Source organism: Variovorax sp. WDL1 (assembly GCF_001541225.1).
Classification (GTDB): Bacteria; Pseudomonadota; Gammaproteobacteria; order Burkholderiales; family Burkholderiaceae_C; genus Variovorax.
Genome location: NZ_LMTS01000248.1, coordinates 68,068 through 72,983 on the forward strand (window position 1 = coordinate 68,068; position 4,916 = coordinate 72,983).

Genomic DNA, 4,916 nt, shown 5'->3' on the forward strand with positions numbered 1-4,916 from the left:
GCGGCCCGGGGACTGCCGCCGCTGCAGGCACGGTGCGGGGCTCTGCGGGCTGCGATGCGACGCCGAAGCCGCTGACGCGGCCCCGCGCCTGGTACTTGTCCGGTGCGCCCAGCGGGCCCTGCCAGCTGGCATCGACGCGCTCGACCAGGCCGCGCGGCGCCAGGCCGTCGATCGTCTCGCGGCTCTTGGCGTCCAGGGGCAGCCGGTCGGCGATCATGGCCAGCGCCGCGAGGTCGAGCCGGTCGGCGCGCAGCGCGCCGCGCTCGGCGACCCGTCCCTTGGCCGGCAAGTGCTGGAACCAGAGGTTGCCGCCCGGCCAGCGCATGCCCTCGGGGGTCTGGAACTGCAGGTCGGTGGTGGAGAACTCCTGGGCCTCGTGCGTCATGCGCCCGGCCAGCCGGCCGGTGACGTCGCGCAGGACCAGCGGCTGGAGCGACTTGCCCAGCGAGGCGTCCACCCGCAGCAGTGCCACGTCGGCCGTGCCGCCGGCGATCTGGCCGTCTTCGACGTCGGCCCAGATCCGCAGCGCGCCGTCGCCCTCGCGGACGCGGGCATCGAGCGTCACGTGCTGGCCCAGCTGCCGGATGTCGATGCGCGGCAGCTCGGCGTAGGCCACGCCGTCCCAGCTCTTCCAGTTGCCGCTGCGCACCGTCAGCAGGGGCTGGCGGAAAGCGCCGCGCAGGGTGAAGCGCTCGCCCCAGCCGGCCGGCGGCGTGGCGTCCAGCCGCATGGTGTGGCTGCGCGGGCCGTTGCGGGCGATGAACTGCACATCGGACAACAGGAGCGACGGGGCGCCGCGGCTCTCGTCGGTCCAGCGCACGATGCCGCCCTGGATCACGAACTCGCGCTGGGCGAAGAACCAGTCGGCCCCGCGGCCCTCGCCGGTGGTGTCCGTGTCCATGCTGAGGCCGGCCACGTGCAGCTTGCCGGCGGTGTCGCGGCGAACCTCCAGCTCGGGACGCTCGATGTAGACCTGCTCGAAGTTCAGGCGCCACAGCGAGCGCGGCGAGACGCTGGCCACCACGCGCGCCAGGCGCAGGGCTTCGCGCTGCTGCGGGTCGTGCAGCACGACCTGGCGCAGCTCGAAGCTGGGAAACAGGGTACCGCCCTTGGCGGTGATCGAACCGATGCGCACCGGTACCCCGATGGCCTTGCTGGCCTGCGCTTCCAGGGCGCCACGGTACTCGCCGATTCGCGGCACAATCCACGCGTGTAGGACCAGCACTGACAGCGCGAGCATCAGCCATGCACCGATCAGCAAAGCCAACAACCAGCGTGCCGCTACAGCGGTGATCTTGAGCAGACGTGAAGGGGAAGACGTCGTGTCGTTCATTGAGGATCGCGCTGTGACGGGAATTATGACTGCGAGCCTCCCACCCGGTTCCACCGATACCCATACTGAAGCCGGCGCAGCGGATGCTCCGCCGATGCCGCTCGCGGCCTCTTCGCGCTTCGTGCAGCGCCTGCGCCGCCGCTACGCCGGCGAACTGGCACTGCTGGAAGCCGGCGAACCGCGGCGCGCCGCCATGGCGCAGGCCTATGCCGCGCTGCGCGAGCGCGGCGACGGCGTGGCCGATGCGTTGCGCATCGTGCGGCAGCTGGTGATGGAGCGTCTGGTCACGCTCGACTGCGAGCAGCAGGCGGCCCTGGCGGTGGTCACGACCGCGGTCACCGAGCTCGCGGAGTTCGCCCTCGACATTGCCTGCCGCGAGACCTGCGCCGAGCTCGAGGCCACGCACGGCGCACCGCTCGGCCCCGATGGCCAGCGCGCCCAGCTCTGGGTGGTGGGCATGGGCAAGCTCGGCGCGCGCGAGCTCAACGTGTCGAGCGACATCGACCTGATCTACCTCTACGACCACGACGGCGAGACGGCAGGCGACGCGCAGGGTCGCGCGCGGCTGGCGAACCAGGAGTTCTTCTCGCGCGCTATCAAGCGCATCTATGCGCTGGTGGGCGACACCACCGAGCACGGCTTCGTGTTCCGCGTCGATCTCGCGCTGCGGCCCAATGGAAACTCGGGTCCGAGCGTGGTCTCGCTCGATGCGCTGGAGGAGTATTTCCAGGTGCAGGGGCGCGAATGGGAGCGCTTCGCTTGGCTCAAGAGCCGGGTGGTCGCGCCGCAGAGCGTGATCGCGGACTGTTCGGCCCAGGCCCTGCGCGGCGTGGTACTGCCCTTCGTGTTCCGGCGCTACCTGGACTACAGCGTGTTCGACTCGCTGCGCACCCTGCACCGGCAGATCCGCGAGCAGGCCGCGCGCCGCAGCGCGGGGCGGCCCGAGCGCGCCAACGACGTCAAGCTCTCGCGCGGCGGCATCCGCGAGATCGAGTTCATCGTGCAACTGCTGCAGGTGGTGCGCGGCGGCCAGTTCCCCGAGCTGCGCACCCGGCCCACGCTCGATGCGCTGCAGCGCCTGGCGCGCGCCAACCTCATGCCACAGGAAACGGCGGACATGCTGGCCGCGGCCTACGAATTCCTGCGCCGCGTGGAGCACCGCATCCAGTACCTGGACGACCAGCAGACCCATGTGCTGCCGGTGCAGGACGAAGACCTGCGCTGGATCGCGCGCACGATGGGGTACGAGGGTTGCTGCCCCTTCCTCGCGCAGCTCGATGCGCATCGCGAGTTCGTGGCCCAGGAGTTCGACAAGCTGCTCGGCGGCAAGAAGGAGCCCTGCAAGCGCTGCAACGGCGCGTCCGCCGGCGCCGTGCCGGCCGACCTGAGCGATCTGATCGCGGAGTTGCCGGCGCCCTTTGCCGAGCGCATCCAGGCGTGGCGCGACAGCCCGCGCGTGCAGGCCCTGCGCGATGACACCCGCGCCCGCCTGCGGCAGCTGGTGCAACGCACCGGCCAGTGGCTGCGGGAGCCCGACGGCGAGGGCCCGGGCCAGATCGCCCACCACATCGACGGCGCGTTACGCTGGGCCGACTGGATCGAGCCGTTGATGCGCCGCGAGAACTACATCGCGCTGCTGGTCGAGCGCCCGGCGGTGCAGGAGCGGCTGCTGCGCATGCTGGGCTCGGCGCGCTGGCCGGCGCGCTACCTGATGCAGCACCCGGGCGTGATCGACGAGCTCGCGAGCCATGAAATGCTGGCCGGCCGCTTCTCGGCCGCCGAGTTCGAGCGCGAGCTGGAAGCGCGCCACCTGTCGCTGCGCCAGACCGGCGAGGCCGACGAGGAGCGCCTGCTCAACCTGCTGCGCCATGCGCACCACGCCGAGCTGTTCCGCACGCTGGCGCGCGACGTCGAGGGCCGCATCACGGTCGAGCAGGTGGCGGATGACCTGAGCGCGCTGGCCGACGCGGTGCTGCGCGTGACCGCCCGCTGGTGCTGGCCGCAGGTGCGCAACCCGCACCGCGAGACGCCGCGCTTCGCGATCATCGGGTACGGAAAACTGGGTGGCAAGGAACTCGGCTACGGCAGCGACCTGGACATCGTGTTCGTCTACGACGACGACGACGAGCGCGCCGGCGAGGTCTATGCGGCCTATGTGCGCAAGCTCATCAACTGGCTGACGGTGAAGACCCGCGAGGGCGACCTGTTCGAGATCGACACGGCGCTGCGGCCCAACGGCAACTCGGGCCTGCTCACCACCAGCTTCGACGCCTACGAGAAATACCAGATGGGCCGCGGCAGCAACACCGCCTGGACCTGGGAGCACCAGGCCATGACGCGCGCGCGCTTCGTGGACATGGCTTCGGGGCCCGACGACAGCGGCGACTGCTCGCTGTGCGAGCGCTTCGACCGAATCCGCGAAGCCGTGATCACGGCGCCGCGCGACCGCGCCGCGCTCAAGGCCGAGATCGTCGCGATGCGCGAGAAGGTGCGCGCCGCGAGGCCGGTGAAGGCTGATTGCTTCGACGTCAAGCACAGCCCCGGCGGCATGGTGGATGCCGAGTTCGCGGTCCAGTTCCTCGTGCTTTCGGAAGCCAAGGCCCATCCCGAGCTGATCCCGAACGTCGGCAATATCGCGCTGCTGGTCCGCGCCGAGGAGGCTGGCCTGCTGCCCGAGGGCATCGGACGCAACGCCGCCGCGGCCTACCGCGAGCTGCGCCGGGTGCAGCACCGCGCGCGGCTCAACGAAGAGCCGACGCAGGTGCCGATGAGCGCGCTGGCGGCCGAACGCGAAGCCATGCTGGCCTTGTGGAAGGCGGTGTTTGGCTAGCCCGGCGAGCACGCGCGCCCTCGCGCTGATCGCCGGCGCGGCGCTGGTGCTGCTGGCGGGTTGCGCCAGCGGGCCACGCGGCGGCTCCGGCATCGGCCGCGACGGGCCCGACGCCAACCCGCCGGCCGGCCTCGGGCAGGTGCCCGATGCCGAGCCGCGCGTCGAAGCGATCCGCGGCAGCGGCGGCACCAGCAAGCCCTATGTGGTGCTGGGCCGCTCCTACGTGCCGATCGCCGACGACCGGCCTTGGCGCGAGACCGGCCTCGCCTCCTGGTACGGCCGGAAGTTCCACGCGCAGTCCACCGCCAGCGGCGAGCCCTACGACATGTACGCGATGACGGCCGCCCACAAGACCTTGCCTCTGCCCAGCTACGTGCGGGTGCGCAACCCGGCCAACGGGCGCGAGGCGATCGTGCGGGTGAACGACCGCGGGCCCTTCCACGACGACCGCATCATCGACCTGAGCTACACCGCGGCCTACAAGCTCGACCTGCTGCGCGGGGTGGCCCCGGTGGAGATCGAGCGGATCACCAATGCGGACATCCGCGCCGGCACCTGGCGGCGCGGGGACACCGCGCTGGCCCAGGCGGCGCCGGCCCAGGCGCCGATGGCGATTGCCGAGGTCCCGCTCACACCGACGGCCGCAGATGCCGTGGCCGTGCCCGCGGCGCTGACTTCGCCGGTCGTGGCCATGCCGCGCGCGGAAGTGCGCGAACTGGATGCCCTGCCGCCGCTGCCGGCAGCGGCGGCAGA

General features: G+C 71.6%; 3 protein-coding genes. 2 read left to right on the forward strand and 1 reads right to left on the reverse strand.

All coding sequences use genetic code 11. The features are described from left to right. A partial coding sequence (locus APY03_RS44850) for a YhdP family phospholipid transporter (protein WP_443082857.1) occupies positions 1–1,333 on the reverse strand: 1,333 nt, incomplete at its 3' end. Positions 1,334–1,358: 25 nt separating this feature from the next. Here APY03_RS44850 and glnE point away from each other — a divergent pair. After that, a complete protein-coding gene (gene glnE, locus APY03_RS31150) occupies positions 1,359–4,163 on the forward strand; it encodes a bifunctional [glutamate--ammonia ligase]-adenylyl-L-tyrosine phosphorylase/[glutamate--ammonia-ligase] adenylyltransferase (protein WP_068683231.1) in 2,805 nt (934 codons plus the stop codon). Next, a partial coding sequence (locus tag APY03_RS31155) for a septal ring lytic transglycosylase RlpA family protein (RefSeq protein WP_232324482.1) occupies positions 4,156–4,916 on the forward strand: 761 nt, incomplete at its 3' end. The genes glnE and APY03_RS31155, both read left to right, overlap by 8 nt.

Bases quoted from the DNA above. Each gene is read 5' to 3' on its own strand.
- glnE (WP_068683231.1), top strand. From the start codon at position 1,359: ATGACTGCGAGCCTCCCACCCGGTTCCACCGATACCCATACTGAAGCC.